The following is a 15,510-nucleotide window of genomic DNA, read 5'->3' on the forward strand; positions in this document are numbered from 1 at the left end:
GTCACAAGCGCGTCACCAGCTTGTGCAGGAGGGTGCCCATGCGTTGCGCGGAGGCGCGGCCAGCGTCGAGGACCTCCTGGTGGTCGAGCGGCTCGCCTGTGATCCCAGCGGCCAGGTTGGTCACGAGCGAGATCCCGAGCACCTCGGCGCCCTCGGCGCGGGCGGCGATGGTCTCGTGGACGGTGGACATCCCCACGAGGTCCGCGCCGAGGGTGCGCAGCATTCGGATCTCGGCGGGCGTCTCGAAGTGCGGGCCGGGCATCCCGGCGTAGACGCCTTCCTCGAGGCCCGGCTCGATCTCCCGGGCGATGGAGCGCAGGCGGGGGGAGTAGGCATCGACGAGGTCGATGAATTGCGATCCGAGCAACGGGGAGCGGCCGGTGAGGTTGATGTGGTCGCTGACGAGGATGGGCTGGCCGACCTCCATGCCGTCACGCAGCCCACCGGCCGCGTTGGTGAGGATGATGGTGCGGGCGCCCGCCGCGCAGGCGGTGCGGACCGCGTGCACCACGGTCGAGAGCGGGTGGCCCTCGTAGGCGTGCGCGCGGCCCAGCATCACCAGCACGTGGGTGCCCTCGACATCGAACGAGCGGATCTCGCCGCCGTGCCCGGCAGCGGTGGGCTCGGCGAACCCGGGCAACTCGGGCATGGGGATCGTCGCGGTGGGGGCGCCCAGCACGGAGGCCGCGGGCGCCCAGCCCGAGCCCAGCACCACCGCGATGGGGTGCTCGGCGATGCCGGTGCGCGCCGCTATGGCGTTGGCGGCGGAGCGGGCAACGACGTGGGGGCTGTCGATGTTTCGCACGTCCACCACCCTAGCGGCGATCAACAGCTGCTGTGGTGCCTACCGGGCGAGGGGCACGATCATCAGCGGGCATTGCACGCTGTGGGTGAGCGCGCGCGAGGTGGAGCCGAGCATCATGGTGGCGAATCCTCCGCGGCCGCGGCTGCCCACGACGACGAGCCCGGCTGCGGCCGAGAGGTCGGTGAGGTAGCGGACGGGCCGGTCCTTGACCACGAGTCGGCGCACTTCCACGTCGGGGTAACGCTCGCCGAGGCCGGCGAGGGATTCGGCGAGGCGTGCCTCCTCCTCGCTGATCAGGTCATCCCAGGGCAGGCCCTGGTGCAGGGAGAGGGCCTTGGGCAGCGCGGTGTCGCTCCAGGCGTGGACGGCGATGAGCTCGGCGCCGCGCAGCGATGCCTCCTGGAACGCGGTCTCCACGGCGGGCCGGTTCTGCTCGGATCCGTCGACGCCGACGACGACGGGGGCGGCGGGAGTGGTGTCCCACCCGGCGGGCAGCTCCTGGATGATGACCATCGTCGAGTGCACGTGCTGGAGCACAGATTGGGTCACCGAACCGATGAGGCTGGCACGGAATGCGGAGATGCCCCGCGAGCCCATGACCAGCATGTGGGCATCCTTGGACTCGGTGATGAGGTCGACGTGCGCGAACCCGGTGAGCACCTCGCTATCGATGTCCGTGCAGCCGCTGTCCTCGGCTACCTTCACCGCGTCCGCGAGCCGTGCCTCGGCATGCTGGGTGGATTCGGCGATGTAGGTGGAGGGGATCGCGAAGTCGCCCCAGTACTGGGGCGGCCCATCGAGCGCAGTGACGATGCGCAGGGGCAGCTTGCGCAGGCGGGATTCGCGCGCGGCCCAGCGGACGGCGTTGGTGGCGCTGGTGGAGCCGTCGATGCCGACGATGATGGGCTGGGGAACGGGCATGGTCGTAATCCTTCCGTGCGGTTGCCGGGGTGCTCCTTCAGCATCCCGCTGCCAAGCTCGGCCCGATAGGGCCACAGGTCACTGGCGCGCGAGTGACCAATGGCACGGCACGGAGGCCTGCACGTCAATCCGGGAGGGGGACGGACCAGTGGATCGTGGTGCCTCGGCCGGGGGCGGTGTCGATCGTGCAGTGGCCGCCGCATTCGGCGGCGCGTGCCTCGAGGTTGGCCAGCCCGCTGCGGCGGCCGGTGCTGCTGATGCCGGTGCCATCGTCGCTGATCGTGAGATCGAGATCGTCGGCGACGGAGACCTTGATGCTCACGCTCGAGGCACCCGAGTGCCGCACCACGTTGGTGACGGCCTCGCGGATGACGGAGATCGCATGATCGGCGAGGTTCTCCCCGACCACCGAGGCGGGCCCCGACACGTTGAGGGTGTGGGTGATCTCGGAGGCGTGGGTGACCTCGGAGACGACCTCGTGGATGCGATGCCGCAGCGTGGTGGTGGGGGTGCCGGCGCGGGAATGCAGGTCGAAGATCGCGGTGCGGATGTCCTGGATGATGTCGTGGAGGTCATCGACGAGGAGGTTGAGGCGATCGCGCACCTCGGGGCTCTTGGTGCGGGGCAAGGTGCCCTGGAGGCTCAGGCCGGCGGCGAAAAGCCGCTGGATGACGTTGTCGTGCAGGTCCCGGGCAATCCGGTCGCGGTCGGACAGCACGGATAGCTCGCGCCGTTCCTTCTGCGCGACGGCGAGGGTGAGCGCGAGCGCGGCATGATCGGCGAACGACGCCATCATGGTGATGTGCCGTTCCTCGAACGATGTCTTGTCATCGCCGCGCATCATCACCAGCACGCCGCTGACACTGCCATCCGTGCGCAGTGGCACGACGATGGCCGGTCCCGGGCGCGCATCGGGCGTCTCGAGCGCGGGGTGGGCGAAATGGTCGCTGCTCAGCGGGTTCTGCTCGACGAATGCCCGCGCGGGCAGCGAGCCATCGATCGGGATCGATCGTTGCAGCGCGCCCGTCGATCCGGCGCCGGACGCGACCGCGACGATCAGCGAGTCCGTGTCCTCGAGCGGCAGGTCCGGGTCGTCGGGGATGGCCAGGAACGCATGGTCGGCCTGGGTGAGATCCCGGGCCAGGTCGGCGACGAGTTGCAGGGTGTGCGAGGGGTCGGAGCCGCCGAGGAGGTCGTTGCTGATCTCGTTGAGCGCCTCGAGCCAGCGCAGCCGATCGCGGGACTCCTCGTAGAGCCGTGCGTTCTCGATGGCGATGCCCGCGGCGGACGCGAGGAGCTGCACGATGATCTCGTCATCGTGGGAGAACTGGCTGCCGTTCTCCTTCTCGGTGAGGTAGAGGTTGCCGAAAACCCGGTCACGGATGCGGATCGGCACCCCGAGGAAGGAACGCATCGGGGGATGATGCGGGGGGAGCCCCACCGAGGCCGGATGCTCCGACAGGTCCGCGAGGCGGATCACCTGCGGCTCGTCGAACAGCAGGCCGAGGATTCCCAGGCCCTCCGGCAGGCGGCCGATGCGGGCAGCGTCAGCGTTGCTGACGCCCTCGTAGATGAACCGGGACAGCTTGGTCCCGGAGCCGCGGATGCCGAGCGCCCCGTACCGTGCTCCAGTCAGCCGGATGCCCACGGTGACCACCCTGTGGAGGGTGTCCTCGAGCCGGAGCCCGGTGGATACCTCGATCATGGCCTCGAGCAGGCCCTCGAGGTGGTCGCGGGCACGGCTGAGGTTGTCGAGCTGGTCCCGGAGGTCACTGATCACCCCATCTGCGGGGGCAGCGCGGGGATGGTCCGGGTACGGGGGCGAGGGGTTCACGTTTCGATGTTTCCGGTTCCTTGTCGGTCGGCGTCGGACTGCTAGGGCTGCTTGGGCTTCTTGAGGCGCGTCGCGAGCAGTGCCGCTTGCGTCCGGCGCTCCACGCCGAGCTTCGCGAGCAGTCGCGAGACATAGTTCTTGACGGTCTTCTCCGCGAGGAACATCCGCTCGGCTATCTGCCGGTTCGTCAGGCCTTCCCCGAGCAGCTCGAGCAGGGTCAGTTCCTGGTCGGTCAGCGTCGGGAACGGGCTTGCCTCCTGAACGCCCTCGCGCAGGCGGGACATCAGCGCCGCTGCCGCGCGATTGTCGAGCAGCGACCTGCCCTCGGCGACGTCGGTGATCGCCTTGGTGAGATCCATGCCGCGGATGTCCTTGATCACGTAGCCGGCGGCCCCGGCGAGGATCGCATCGACCATCGCCTGCTCATCGGTGAACGACGTCAGGATCAAGCATTTCAATCCTGGATCGGCCGACTTGAGGTCGCGGCACAGCTCGATCCCGTTGCCGTCCGGCAGCCGCACATCGAGGACCACCACGTCCGGGCGCGCCGCCGGGATCCGCGCGAGCGCCTGGGCGCACGACCCTGCCTCGCCCACCACATCGAGGCCCGGATCCGAGCTGATCAGGTCAACAAGCCCGCGACGGACGACCTCATGGTCATCGACCAGGAACACTGTATGCATCGTGGCTCCTCACCCCCTGTGCCACTCATCGTAACGTGGGACCATTGGCCGATAATGAGGGTTCCAAAGCCCCTCGGAATTCACCGATGGATGCAGTGTCATGGAGACATGGCTGCTGCGGGAACGAAAGGCACACGATGAACCAGCCCGAGCCGACGGCGCGCACCTCCAGCGGAGGGGCGGCAGCCCGCCGCGCGCCCATCGCGGTTGTCGTCGATGGCAGCGCGGAATGTCATGCCGCGATCGCCTGGTCAGTCCGCGAGGCCGCGGTGCACGGAACTGGCATCCAGTTGATCCACGTGCGCGGAGCCGTGCGCAACCGTTCCGGCAAGGCCGTCTTCGACGATGCCCGAGCCGTGCTCGCCAGCACCCCGGGTGGCGCGAGCGCCGAGGTCACCGAGCTTGCCGTTGGAGGGCTCCTCGGCTCGGGATTCGTGCCCGTCACCGCCCGCGCGCACATGCTGGTGATCGCCGCGGGCTCGACCCAGGGCAAGCGCACCCGGCTCGGTGCCCCGTACCCGGCGCTGCTCGCGGCCAAGTCCCGGTGCCCGGTGGTGGTCATCCCGCGCGAGATGACCGATGGGCCGCACGTCGTGGTGGGCGTGGATGGCACCGAGAGCAGCGAGGACGCTATTGCTGTCGCCTTCGAGGAGGCCGTCGGCCGGGGCGTGGCGCTCAAGGCGGTGCATACGTGGAACGACTTCCAGCTGAGCACCGCGATCGCCCATGATACCGACCTGCCCTGGGAGGCAGTGGAGACCGGCGAGAAGGTCGTTCTCTCCGAGCGCCTCGCGGGCTGGCGGGACCGGTTCCCCGACGTACCGGTCATCGAGATCGTGGCGAAGGATAGCCCCGCGCGCCAGCTCGCGCATCAATCGCGGGGCGCGGCGCTCCTCGTCATCGGCAGCCACGGGCGCGGGCCGATCTCGGGGCTCGTGTTCCGCTCCACCAGTGAATCACTCATGTATGCGTCCCGCTGCCCGCTCGTGGTGGTGCGAAGGGGACTGCGCGAGGAAAGGTAGGCCATCATGTCCGCGACCACACGTGCAGCGATCATCACCGGGGCAGCCCGGGGGATAGGCGCAGCGACAGCGGAAGCACTGCATGCGGCAGGGATGCACGTGATCATCGCGGACGTGCTCGACGATGAGGCCCGGCAGCTCGCCGAGCAGCTCGGCGACCGGGCCGAGCACATCCACCTCGATGTGCGCGACGAGCAGCAATGGCAGGAGGCGGCCCGCCTCGCTGCGAGCCGTGGCGAGCTCGCCGCGCTCGTCAACAATGCGGGGGTACTGCGGTTCGCCGCGATCGAGGAGCAATCCGTCGAGGACTTCCGCTTCGTCCTCGACGTGAACCTCATCGGCGCATGGCTGGGCATCCGGGCCTGCGCGCCGCACCTGCGCGCCAGCAAGGGCGTCATCGTCAACATCTCGTCCACGGCGGGCCTCGCGGGCTACTCCGGCATCGGTGCCTACGTCGCCAGCAAGTGGGCGTTGCGCGGGCTCACCAAGACCGCGGCGCTCGAGCTTGCCGACAGCGGCGTGCGGGCGTGCAGCATCCATCCCGGGCCCATTCGCACACCGATGACCGCCGGGTTCGATGACTCGATGGTCACCGGGCAGCCCATCCCACGGTTCGGCGAGCCCCGCGAGGTCGCTGACATGGTGGATTTCCTCATCCACCGGGCCACCTACTCCACCGGCACGGAGTTCGTCGTGGACGGGGGCGCGCTCACCGGCACCATGCTGGCCCCGCCGGAATAGCGGCCGTCCGCCACGGGGCCGCGGCGCGCGCCAGTCGCGAATGGGCAACGAGGGCACCGCATTCGTGATGGCGGTCAGGTGAGCAGGGTCACGCTTGTAGCAACACAATGGCTACAAGGCTCCGGGGCAAGGTTGGGGTCGCGGTTCCCCGGACCGCGGACAAGCAGTGGCGGGCCGCGCGACCGTTGCAGCATCCCCCACTGCGGGCGGGCGATGGAACCGGGAACATCTGGCAGGCATCCGATCCCTACGCGCCATGCTCGCGCGGCTGGGGTGGCCCGGCCTGCTCAGCCCTGCAGGATCTCGTCGAGCGGGCGGCGACCGGTCTGGGGCGGCATTGCCGGATCGAGGCGCTCGCCGATACGGATGACGACCTGCGGGTAGCGGTACATCTCGTCCTCGCTCGCCGTGGCCTCCCGGACGATCGCGCGGCTCTCCTCGAGCTCGGTGACGTGCGTCACCGGGCAGGCGCCCAGCTGTTCGATGGTGGCGGCGAGAAGCATCGCGGACATGGCCTCACCGCAGCGCAACCAGTCCTCGGCGGTATCGCCGCTCGTGCTCAGCACGAACAGGGCGGCCTGGTCTTCCTGGCCGTGCTCGCTGGTGAGGGTGCCCGCAGGGAAGTCCCGGCCCGACGGAACGGTCGGCTTGGTGCCGCTCGCGACGAGCGAGGAGCGGGGCACGCCCTCGAACAAGCGATAGTGGCCGCTCCACCAGGACAGCTCGCGCTGGTACTGCTCGTCGTGGAGGCGCTGGGCGACAGCCACCTCCGAGGCGTGGCGGAACGCGTCCTTGCCGGTGCTGGTGATCGGCACGGCGGAGACATCGTCATCGTGGTACGACGCGCGGAGCTGCTCGATGACCTCGGTGCTGAGCGCGCCGAGGGGACGGCGGTCGCTGCGCCGCTCGAGGATCGCCTTGGCCAGCGCCCGGTTCCGCTCGTCGATATAGCGCGCGCGGGCGACGGTGACCGCGGCGAGGTGCTGCGGATCCTCGGCATCGGGCATGCGTTCGATCGTGGTGTCGTAGCCAGAATCGTGCAGGTTGACGCAGAGGTGGTGCAGCATCGCGCCGCAGCTGATGATCATCTGTCGGCCCGTGGGATCGGCCACCTGCATCTGTCGCTCGGGATCGGCGAACAGGTCGAGGCGGTCGCCGCGCAGCGTCCAGGACCAGGGCTGCGTGTTGTGCACGGACGGGGCTCGCGATGCCGCCGCGACCGCGTTGCGAAGGATCCGTTCCTGCATGGACTGCTCATCGGTCATGGCCCGACCTCGCTCATCGCTCGTGATGCCAGTGCTGGTGTTGCCAGCAATCGTGTTGCCACGGTGTGCATGGCTCTCCACCATCATCGCGCTGCGCGCGTGACTCCGATAGTGCCACTTGGGGGGTTGCGCGGGGGCCGGAAGTCCCAAAAGCGCCGCGACCGGTGCGCCGCGCCGGGGCGGGCGGTTTAAGCTCAGGGAATGCCATATCTGTCACGCGAGGGTGAAGTGTTCGTCCTGTACCTCGGCAACGAGGGCGAGGACGACAGCGAGAACCGGTTCCATCCAGACTGGATGGACGCCGTGCACGCGCGGCTCGACGAGGTCGAGGCGTCGGAAGGGCCGGCCGCGCTGGTGGTGGCCGCTACCGGCAAGTTCTTCAGCAACGGGCTTGATGTGCAGTGGATCTTCAGCAATCTCGACGGCCTGCCGGGATACCTCGATCGCTCGCACACCATCTTCTCCCGGCTGCTGGCCTTCCCGCTGCCGACGGTCGCCGCGATCAGCGGCCACGCCTTCGGTGCCGGGGCGATGCTCGCGATCTCCACCGACTTCCAGGTGATGCGCTCGGACCGCGGCTTCTTCTGCCTGCCCGAGGTGGACCTGGGCATGCCCTTCACCGTCGGCATGAGCGCGCTGATCAATAGCCGACTGCCGAAGCAGACCGCGATCGAGGCCATGACCACCGGTCGCCGGTATGGCGGCGCCGACGCGCTGGCCGCCGGGATCGTCCAGGTGGCGGTCCCCGGCGAGGACGTGCTGCCCACCGCGATCGAGCGGGCAGCGAGCCTCATTGCCAAGCGCGGGCCGAACCTCGCCAGCATCAAGCGCAGCATCCACGGCGCCCTGCTCGATGATCTAGCCATCACCACCGGTGACACCGGCTTCTCGTTCGGCCAGTAGCCGCGAGCTGGCGGCGCGGGAGGGACCAGCAAGCAATCGAGGGAGAACAGGGATGCCCGTGTGGGGCCACATCGAGCATTGGCTGGCGAGCCATCGGGCGCAGATCGTCCAGTGGCGTCGTCACCTGCATCGGCGTCCCGAGCTCGCCCGCGCCGAGCATCGCACCACCACGTTCCTCGAGGAGAAGCTCCGGGCCGCGGGCCTGGCTCCGGTGCGGTTCCCCGGAGGTACCGGCCTGCTCCTGGATATGGGGCCGGCGGACGCGGCCGGCCGTCGGCTGACGATCCGCGCGGACATCGACGCGTTGCCGATGCAGGAGCGCACCAATGCCGAGTACGCCTCGACCGTCCCCGGGGTCGCCCACATGTGCGGCCACGACGCGCACGCGACGATCCTCCTCGCCACCGCGCTGGCGCTGGCATCCGTGCCGGAGCTGCCCCGGGGCGTGCGAATGATCTTCCAGCCCGCGGAGGAAGTGATGCCCGGCGGGGCGCTCGACGTGATCGCCTCGGGAGCGATGGAAGGGGTGTCGCGGATCTTCGCGCTGCACTGCGATCCCCGGCTCGAGGTCGGGCGCATCGGCATCCGCACGGGCGCCGTCACCTCGGCCGCGGACTTCGTGGAGATCGGTTTCTCCTCCGCGGGCGGTCACACCTCGCGCCCCCACCTGACCACTGATCTGGTCTATGCGATGGGGCTGGTGATCACCAGCGTGCCCGCTCTGCTCACCCGGCGCATCGATCCCCGCACCTCCACGGTGATGGCGTGGGGCGCCGCGCACGCCGGGGACGCCGCCAACGCGTTGCCCCGCGAAGGGGTGCTGCGGGGGACCATCCGCACCGGCGACCACGCCACCTGGGCGCTGCTCGAGCCGCTGATCCGTGAGATCGTCACCTCGGTCGTCGCGCCCACCGGGGTGGAGCTGGAGATCCGCTACCGGCGCGGGGTGCCCCCGGTGGTCAATGATGCCGCGTCCACGGCGATGCTGCGCCGCGCCGCCGAGCGCATTGGCCCCGGCGCGGCCGCGCCCACGGAGCAATCCGGCGGGGGAGAGGACTTCTCCTGGTACCTCGAGCACGCGCCGGGCGCGATGGCACGGCTAGGCGTGTGGTCGGGCTCGGGACCTCAGTCCGACCTGCACCAACCCACCTTCGACATCGATGAGCGAGCCCTCGAGCATGGAGTGCGGCTGCTCGCGGGCCTCGTGCTCGACGCGAGCGGGCCGACCGCCTAGCGGTGTCCCCGGCCTGCGCAGGCGAGGCAAACATGGTTAGGGTAGCCTAGTCGCAATTGTCCGGCATGACACACAAGGAGCACAGTTGATCACCAGAAAGCGCATGCTCGCAGCGCTGGCCGCCGTAGCGGTAACCGCACCGCTCGCTGCCTGCGGCTCCGACGAATCCGCCACCGGGACTGGTAACAGCAGCACGGAGGCCGCGTCCCTCGTGATGTACTCGGGACGTGGCGAGAACCTGGTCGGTGACCTTATCCCGATCATCGAGGATCTTGCCGATGTCTCCATCGAGGTCCGCTACGGCAGCACCTCCGAGCTCGCTGCGCAGATCCTGGAGGAAGGCGACCGCTCGCCCGCGGATGTCTTCTTCGCGCAGGACGCCGGCGCGCTCGGCGCGGTCGCCAACGCAGGGCTCCTCGCTCCGCTCGCCCCCGAGACGCTCGAGCTCGCTATTGACGAGTACCAGGCCGAGGACGGCACCTGGGTCGCCACCTCCGGTCGTGCACGCGTGATCGTCCATGACACCGAGGCTGTCGACGCAGCCGATGTGCCCGATACCATTGATGAGCTTCTCGATCCGCGCTGGAGCGGCCAAATCGGTTTCGCTCCCACCAACGCCTCCTGGCAGTCGTTCGTGACCGCGCTGCGCGTCTCCCGGGGCGAGGACGGGGCACGCGAATGGCTCGAGGCGTTCCGCGACAACGAGCCGGTCCGCTACGACAAGAACGGCTCCATCCTCAATGCGGTCGAGGAAGGCCAGGTCGAGCTTGGCCTGATCAATCACTACTACTGGTACCGGCTGCAGGACGATAAGGGCGCCGAGAACATGCGTTCTGCGTTGAACTACCTCGCGCCCGGCGACGAGGGCGCGCTCGTCAACATCGCGGGCGCGGGCATCCTCGTCAGCTCCGAGCAGCAGGAGGCGGCAGAGCGGGTCATCCGCGCCATGCTGTCGGTCGACGCCCAGCAGTACTTCCTCGATGAGACCGCGGAGTACCCCGTGGTGGACGCTCTCGAGGTCACGGAGGATGGCCGCCCCCAGCTCGATGAGCTCCAGGGCCCCGATATCGACCTCTCCGAGCTCGAGTCCCTCGAGCAGACCCAGCAGTTGCTCACCGAGGTCGGGTTGCTCTGAGTTCCAACCCCATCACGCGCCAGCGCGGTCGCCCCCTGCTTGGGGCGACCGCGCTGGCGATTGCTGCTCTCGCCACAACGCCACTGCTCTACCTCGTCGTGCGGGCGCTCGAGCGCGGTCCCGCCGTGGTGCGGGAGGTCCTTGAGCGCCCCCGCACCCTTGAGCTTTTCTGGCGCAGCAGCATCCTCGCTCTGACCGTCACCGTTGCCTGCATCATTCTCGGTTCCGTGCTGGCGTGGATCGTGGTCCGCACCGACCTTCGCGGGCGCCGGATCCTTGGCGTGCTGTTCACGCTGCCCCTCGCCATCCCGTCCTACGTGCTGGGATTCATCTGGGTGGCGGAGTTGCCGCAGCTCACTGGCTTCATCGGTGCCGCAACGGTCCTGACGATCGCGAGCTACCCATACGTGTTCCTGCCCGTAGCCGCGGCCCTGGCTGCCGCGGACCCCGCGGGCGAGGAGGTAGCCCAGACCCTCGGGCGCTCCCGCATCCGCGCGGTCCTGTCGATCACCACCCGGCAGGTATGGCCCGCGGCCACCGCCGGAGGGCTCCTTGTCGCGCTCTACACGCTCAGCGACTTCGGCGCTGTCGCGCTCATGCGCTATGACGCCTTCACCGTCGCGATCTTCATGAGCTACCAGGGCTCCTTCGACCGCACCCCCGCTGCCATCCTCGGGCTCATCCTCGCCGCGGCAGCCATCCTTCTCACCATCGCCGAGCGTCGCGCCCGCCGGGGATTCGCCGCCCGCATCGCGACAGGGGCACCGCGCGCGTCGCGCCCCTTCGTGCTAGGACCGCTCGGCGTTCCCGCCTACCTGCTCGCTGTCACCGTGATCACCGCAGGCGTCATCCTGCCCTTCGCGGCGCTCGGCCGCTGGATGCTGCGCAGCCAGCGGGTGTCCGTCGCCTGGGGCGAGATCTGGGCCGCCACCGCTTCCACGATCCAGGTCGCAGGCATCGCGGCGCTCGCCACCACGCTCGCCGCCATACCCATCGGACTGCTTGCCGCGCGCTCCCGCTCGCTCGCCGCCCGCACAGCCGAGTCCGTCTCCTACATCGGCTTCGCCCTGCCTGGAATCACCGTTGGGCTCGCGGTGGTGTTCATCGGGATCCGCGCGCTGCCCCAGCTCTACCAGCAGCTCCCTATGCTCGTCATGGCCTACATGGTGCTTTTCCTGCCCCTGGCCGTCGGGGCCATCCGCTCCGCCATCGCCTCCATTCCGGAATCGCTCGAGGACGTCTCGGCCACGCTCGGGGAACCGCGCTGGCGCACCAGCATCCGCATCGTCCTTCCCCTTGCCCTGCCCGGGACCGCGGCTGGCGCGGCCCTGGTGTTCCTCGCTGTTGCCAAGGAACTGCCCGCCACGCTCATGCTGCGCCCCACCACCGTTGATACCCTCGCCACGAGCCTGTGGTCGCACACCGCGGAGCTCGCCTACGGAGCCGCGGCCCCCTACGCTGTCGCGCTTATCCTTGTCGCGGCGCTGCCCGCGCTGCTGCTCGGCAATGTCATGGGATGGCGCTCCACGATGCCCCGACTGCCCCTCCCGCGCGATACCGACGGTCTCGACGAGGCCGCGGCGCCCGTAGCCACGAAGGAGAGCGCTCCCGCATGAACGCACGCCCCAGCGCGCTCGGCATCGAGGGCCTCTCCGCCGGCTACGGCCGCCACCCGGTCCTCGATGACATCACCCTCGCTATCACGCCCGGCGAGTTGCTCGCCGTGCTTGGCCCATCCGGGTGCGGCAAGACGACCCTGCTCCGATCCATCGCCGGGCTGCACCGCATCAGCAAGGGCAGCATCACCATTGGCGAGCACACCGTCGCGCGGGATGCATCCCTCCATATCGCGCCCGAGCGGCGCCGGGTCGGCCTCGTCCCGCCGGAAGGTGCCCTGTTCCCGCACCTGACCGTCGCCGCCACCGTCGGCTACGGGCTGCGCCGGGGCACAACGCGCGCCCAGCGCGCCGCCGCCACCGAGACCCTCCTCGACCTCGTCGGCCTGCCCGGCTATGGAAAGGCCAGGCCGGCCCAGCTCTCCGGCGGCCAGCAGCAGCGCATCGCCCTCGCCCGCGCCCTCGCGCCCACCCCGGCGATCGTGCTGCTCGACGAGCCTTTCAGCGCTCTCGATGCGGGACTGCGCGCCACCCTGCGCGCCGACGTGCGGGCGCTGCTGCATGAACGGCGCATCACGTCGGTGCTTGTCACCCATGACCAGGACGAGGCGCTCGGCATGGCGGATCGTGTCGTCGTCATGCTCGGGGGGAAGGTCGCGCAGATCGGCACCCCCGAGGAGATCTACCACACCCCCGCCACGCTCGAGGTCGGCCAGTTCGTCGGCGACTCCATCGCTATCGCCGCCGATCCCAGGCAGGCGCCGGAGGGATGGGCGCGCACCGCCCTTGGTGCGATTCCGATCCTCAATGGCGCGACCAAGCCGGGCACCGCGCTGATCCGTCCCGAGCAGATCGACATCACCCCTGCCGTTGATGCCAGCGACTATCGCGTCACGGACGTGCGCTTCACCGGGCCCGCCACCATAATCACCGCCACCAGCACGGACGGCGCCACGCGCGCGCGGTCCTTCACGCCGGGCGACAAGCGCCTCCGGCTCGGCGACCCCGTGGACATCCACGTCACCGCCGCCGTCCCCGTGTTCCCCGGCTAAGCGGCCCAGGCTGCCCTGGGCGCGGCTAGTCGAACGTCGGCCCAGGACCGACGTTGCGGCTCGCGCGCAAGCGCAACCCACGCACGTAGTCCTCGGGAGCACCCGCCTTCTCGGCGGCATCGGCCACCACCCCGAGGTATCGAGCCGACGGCAAGCCACCCTCGTAGGCATCGAGCACATACAGCCACGCCAATGCCGAGCCACCGCCCTTGAGGTCCACCCGCACCCGTAGCTTGCGGTGGATGCCCATCTCGGTGCCCTCCCACCGGTCGAGGTTCACCTCGTCCTCGGCGGGGACGTCGAACAGGACCACGAAGACCCGCGATCCTGGTTCCTCCACGACCGTCGCGAGCGCGCCCTCCCAGCCGATATCGTCACCGCCGAAGGTCAATCGCCACCCCTCGAGCCCCCCCGTGCCCGCCATCGGTGAATGGGGAGCGCGGGCGATCATCTGTTCCGGATCCATGTTCGACCCGTATGCGGCATACAAAGGCACAGCAGAACCCCACGTCTTTCTCGTCGCACGGCTACATCACTAGACATCATCTTCCCCGATACGGCCACCTATGCGCACGGGATCCACGCTGACGCTATAGCGTTAGTGGCCGGAAGGACGCTCACCCATGGCGGACGGAGGACCCCACAATGACCCGGATAGTCATCATCGGCGGCGGACCCGCGGGCTACGAGGCCGCGCTTGTGGCGGCCCAGCACGGAGGAGACGTCACCGTCGTTGACGCGGACGGAATCGGTGGTGCCTGCGTCCTCTATGACTGCGTGCCCTCCAAGACCTTCATCGCCTCCACCGGCATCCGCACCGACCTGCGCCGCGCCTCCGCCCTCGGCATCGAGTTCGACCCGAAGGGCGTCGGAATCTCCGTCCCACAAGTCCATGAGCGCGTCAAGAGCCTCGCCCAGGCGCAGTCCTCGGACATCCGCGCGCGCCTCCAGCGCGAGGGCGTCACCATCCTCAACGGGGTGGGAAAGCTCGTGGACTCCGCCCGCGGCCTTGCCACCCACACCGTGCAGGCCGACCTGTTCAGCGGCGAGCAGCATCGCCTCGACGCCGAGGTCGTCCTCATCGCCACCGGTTCCGCGCCCCGCGTGCTCCCCGCCGCGAAGCCCGACGGCAAGCGCATCCTCACGTGGCGGCACCTCTACGACCTCGAGGAACTGCCCGAGCACCTCATCGTGGTGGGATCCGGCGTCACCGGCGTCGAGTTCGTCAACGCCTACACAGAGATGGGCGTCAAGGTCTCCCTCGTCACCAGCCGCGACCGCGTGCTCCCCTCCGAGGACGCCGATGCGGCCGTCGTGCTCGAGGAATCGTTCACCGAGCGTGGCGTCACCTTCATCAAGCACGCGCGCGCGGACGCCGTCGAGACCACCGCCGATGGCGTAGTCGCCAAGATCCATGATGGACGCACCGTCGAGGGCAGCCACGCCCTCATGACCGTTGGCTCCGTGCCCAACACCGGCACCCTCGGCCTGGACAGCGTCGGCATCGAGACCAACGATGGCGGCTACATCCAGGTAGACCGTGTCTCCCGCACCACCGTGCCCGGGGTGTACGCGGCGGGCGACTGCACCGGGCTGCTGCCGCTCGCCTCGGTCGCCGCGATGCAGGGCCGCATCGCCATGTACCACGCGCTGGGCGAGGGCGTGAACCCCATCAAGCTCAAGACCGTCGCCTCCGCGATCTTCACCCGCCCCGAGATCGCCACGGTCGGCGTGCCGCAGAGCGCCATCGACGAGGGCCACGTTCCTGCCCGCACCGTAATGCTGCCGCTCAACACCAACCCGCGCGCCAAGATGATGGGCCTGCGACGTGGCTTCGTGAAGATCTTCTGCCGCCCCGCCACCGGTGTGGTGATCGGCGGCGTGATCGTCGCCCCCGACGCCTCCGAGCTCATCCTGCCCATCGCGATGGCCGTGCAGAACCACCTCAGCGTCAACGACCTCGCCTCGACCTTCTCGGTCTACCCCTCGCTGTCCGGCTCCATCAACGAGGCCGCCCGGCAGCTCATGCGCCACGACGACCTCGACTAGCTGCGCGGGGCTGGGGCTGCGGCTGGAGTTGGCACCGGGGGCCGCGGCTGGGGCTTGCGCCGGGAGCCGCGGCTGGGGCTTGCCAGCTTGTTTCCCGGGCACCGGCCACCCCTGGGGGATCCTGGCCACCCTCCGTGCAGTGCGACTACCGAAATATCGTTGGCACCTGATGCTAGGAGTGGCGAGATTGCCGCAAGGGTGGCAGCTTCGGTCCAACCCTGCTGGTCCAACCCTGCTGGTCCAACCCTGC

General features: G+C 69.4%; 14 protein-coding genes. 8 read left to right on the forward strand and 6 right to left on the reverse strand.

Annotated elements, in window-relative coordinates:
- Nucleotide 1: 1 nt before the first annotated feature.
- The 4 genes from HT102_RS08615 to HT102_RS08630 form a co-directional block, all read right to left on the reverse strand.
- Nucleotides 2-832 (reverse strand): purine-nucleoside phosphorylase, encoded by an 831-nt coding sequence (locus HT102_RS08615; RefSeq protein ID WP_408611338.1) that lies wholly within the window; start codon nt 830-832, stop codon nt 2-4.
- A 12-nt stretch (nt 833-844) separates the two neighbouring features.
- Nucleotides 845-1,726: a universal stress protein gene (locus tag HT102_RS08620; RefSeq protein ID WP_192039011.1), complete on the reverse strand. Its 882-nt coding sequence runs from the start codon at nt 1,724-1,726 to the stop codon at nt 845-847.
- A 124-nt stretch (nt 1,727-1,850) separates the two neighbouring features.
- A complete protein-coding gene (locus HT102_RS08625; protein WP_333473349.1) occupies nt 1,851-3,560 on the reverse strand; it encodes a sensor histidine kinase in 1,710 nt (569 codons plus the stop codon).
- Nucleotides 3,561-3,601: 41 nt separating this feature from the next.
- Nucleotides 3,602-4,243, reverse strand: coding sequence for a response regulator transcription factor (locus HT102_RS08630; protein WP_192039012.1), 642 nt, complete (start codon nt 4,241-4,243; stop codon nt 3,602-3,604).
- 137 nt (nt 4,244-4,380) lie between these two features.
- Here HT102_RS08630 and HT102_RS08635 point away from each other — a divergent pair, with 137 nt between their 5' ends.
- Together HT102_RS08635 and HT102_RS08640 are read left to right on the forward strand one after the other, a co-directional pair.
- Complete coding sequence (locus HT102_RS08635; protein ID WP_192039013.1) at nt 4,381-5,265, forward strand: universal stress protein; 885 nt, start codon at nt 4,381-4,383, stop codon at nt 5,263-5,265.
- A 6-nt stretch (nt 5,266-5,271) separates the two neighbouring features.
- On the forward strand, nt 5,272-6,006 hold the full coding sequence (locus HT102_RS08640; protein WP_192039014.1) for an SDR family oxidoreductase: 735 nt from the start codon (nt 5,272-5,274) through the stop codon (nt 6,004-6,006).
- 287 nt (nt 6,007-6,293) lie between these two features.
- Here the strand turns inward: HT102_RS08640 and HT102_RS08645 are convergent, their stop codons facing one another.
- Entirely contained in the window at nt 6,294-7,271 is a 978-nt protein-coding gene (locus HT102_RS08645; protein ID WP_192039015.1) for an Acg family FMN-binding oxidoreductase, read from the reverse strand.
- Between the two features lie 201 nt (nt 7,272-7,472).
- Between HT102_RS08645 and HT102_RS08650 the strand changes: the two genes are divergently transcribed.
- The 5 genes from HT102_RS08650 to HT102_RS08670 all read left to right on the forward strand — a co-directional run bounded on the left by HT102_RS08650 (nt 7,473) and on the right by HT102_RS08670 (nt 13,211).
- The gene (locus HT102_RS08650) at nt 7,473-8,174 is read left to right on the forward strand and encodes an enoyl-CoA hydratase/isomerase family protein (RefSeq protein ID WP_192039016.1); all 702 of its coding nucleotides are present in this window, start codon (nt 7,473-7,475) and stop codon (nt 8,172-8,174) included.
- A 52-nt stretch (nt 8,175-8,226) separates the two neighbouring features.
- Nucleotides 8,227-9,408 carry an amidohydrolase gene (locus HT102_RS08655; RefSeq protein ID WP_225443420.1) on the forward strand — a complete coding sequence of 394 codons (1,182 nt, stop codon included), beginning with the start codon at nt 8,227-8,229 and terminating at the stop codon, nt 9,406-9,408.
- A gap of 85 nt (nt 9,409-9,493) precedes the next feature.
- Nucleotides 9,494-10,543 (forward strand): iron ABC transporter substrate-binding protein, encoded by a 1,050-nt coding sequence (locus HT102_RS08660; RefSeq protein ID WP_192039017.1) that lies wholly within the window; start codon nt 9,494-9,496, stop codon nt 10,541-10,543.
- 98 nt (nt 10,544-10,641) lie between these two features.
- A complete protein-coding gene (locus HT102_RS08665; protein ID WP_333473350.1) occupies nt 10,642-12,159 on the forward strand; it encodes an ABC transporter permease in 1,518 nt (505 codons plus the stop codon).
- On the forward strand, nt 12,156-13,211 hold the full coding sequence (locus tag HT102_RS08670) for an ABC transporter ATP-binding protein (RefSeq protein ID WP_192039018.1): 1,056 nt from the start codon (nt 12,156-12,158) through the stop codon (nt 13,209-13,211). Before HT102_RS08665 ends, HT102_RS08670 begins: the two co-directional genes overlap by 4 nt.
- Before the next feature lie 25 nt (nt 13,212-13,236).
- Here HT102_RS08670 and HT102_RS08675 read toward each other — a convergent pair whose 3' ends face one another.
- Entirely contained in the window at nt 13,237-13,707 is a 471-nt protein-coding gene (locus HT102_RS08675) for a gamma-glutamylcyclotransferase (RefSeq protein ID WP_192039019.1), read from the reverse strand.
- Nucleotides 13,708-13,856: 149 nt separating this feature from the next.
- On the opposite strand from HT102_RS08675, the gene HT102_RS08680 reads away from it, so the two are divergent.
- Nucleotides 13,857-15,260: an NAD(P)H-quinone dehydrogenase gene (locus HT102_RS08680; RefSeq protein WP_192039020.1), complete on the forward strand. Its 1,404-nt coding sequence runs from the start codon at nt 13,857-13,859 to the stop codon at nt 15,258-15,260.
- The last annotated feature ends 250 nt before the right edge of the window (nt 15,261-15,510 follow it).

Origin of the sequence: Lolliginicoccus lacisalsi (assembly GCF_014841105.1) — a bacterium.
Lineage (GTDB): Bacteria > Actinomycetota > Actinomycetes > Mycobacteriales > Mycobacteriaceae > Lolliginicoccus > Lolliginicoccus lacisalsi.